This is a genomic window from Actinosynnema sp. NPDC059797 (assembly GCF_042732085.1).
Taxonomy (GTDB): domain Bacteria; phylum Actinomycetota; class Actinomycetes; order Mycobacteriales; family Pseudonocardiaceae; genus Actinosynnema.
Genome location: NZ_JBHWIE010000728.1, coordinates 1 through 1,417 on the forward strand (window position 1 = coordinate 1; position 1,417 = coordinate 1,417).

The window sequence follows — 1,417 nt, forward strand, 5'->3', positions numbered from 1 at the left end:
ACCACCGAGCGCGTGCGGTCCTACGACCCGGCGGGCCGCCTCACCGAGGTCGACGCGCCGGGCGGGCGCAACGCCTACACCTACGACGACCGCGGCGGCCTGCTGACCGCCACCGGCCCGTCCGGCGACTCGTCGTTCGCCTACGACGGCGACGGCCGCGTCACCAGCCGCACCGACGCCGCCGGCACCACCGCGTTCGGGTACGACAAGGGCCGGCTCAAGACCGTCACCGACGGCGTGACCGGCGTCGGCCTGACCCACGACTACAACGAGGCCGGTCAGCTCAAGACCCTGAAGTACGGCGCCGCCCGCACCCGGACGGTCGACTACGACGCCCTGGGCCGCCAGAAGTCCGACGTCACGACCGACGCGTCGGGCGCCCCCCTGGCGTCGCTGACCTACGAGTACGACAACAACGACCGGTTGACGCGCAAGGTCACCACCGGCTTGGCGGGCGCGGGCGACCACACCTACACCTACGACTGGGCCAACCGGCTCAAGACCTGGACCGTCGGCGGGACGACCACCGAGTACGCGTGGGACGCCTCCGGCAACCGGGTGCGCAACGGCGCCAAGACGGCCGCCTACGACGAGCGCAACCGGGTGCTGTCGGACGGCGACTACACCTACACCTACAGCGCGCGCGGCACGATGGACTCGCGCACGTCGTCCGGGTTCACCGAGGAGTTCTCCTTCGACGCGTTCGACCGGCTCGTCCAGGTCGGCGCGACGACCTACGGGTACGACGGCGCGGACCGGCTCGTGGCGCGCGGCACCAAGTCCTTCTCCTACGCGGGTTTCGACATCGACCCGGTGTCCGACGGCGACACCACCTACGGGCGGGGCGCGGCCGGCGAGCTGCTGTCGCTGTCCTCCGGCGGTGTCGGCCGCCTGACGCTGTCGGACAAGCACGGCGACGTGGTCGGCGGTTTCGACCCGGCGGGCGCCGGCATCGCGGACTCCACGGCCTACGACCCGTTCGGCCAGGTGACCGCGTCCTCGGGCACGGCGCGCCGGGTCGGCTTCCAGGGCGACTGGACCGACCCGGACACCGACCAGGTCAACATGGGCGCCCGCTGGTACCAGCCGGGCACGGGGTCGTTCGCCTCGCGCGACACCGTCAGCGCGTCGTCGGGCCCGTCGGCGGCGTTCAACCGCTACGCCTACGGCGCGGGCCGCCCGCTCGACCTGATCGACCCCGACGGCCACTGGCCGAACTGGGGCGCGGTGTGGAACGGCGTGAAGAAGGTGGCGTCGGTCGCGGTCGAGGTGGTCAAGGAGGTCTCCGGCTACAACGACATCGCGAACTTCATCCGCGAGCCGAGCTGGGGCAACTTCTTCTGGGCCGCGTCGAACTTCATCCCGTTCGGCAAGCTCGCCAAGGGCGCCAACCCCCACTACACCTACGGCGACGACC

At 71.8% G+C, this 1,417-nt stretch carries 1 protein-coding gene; it reads left to right on the forward strand.

The features are described 5' to 3' along the window. On the forward strand, nucleotides 1–1,417 hold a 1,417-nt coding region (locus tag ACFV4N_RS43725; RefSeq protein ID WP_499678599.1), incomplete at both ends, for an RHS repeat-associated core domain-containing protein.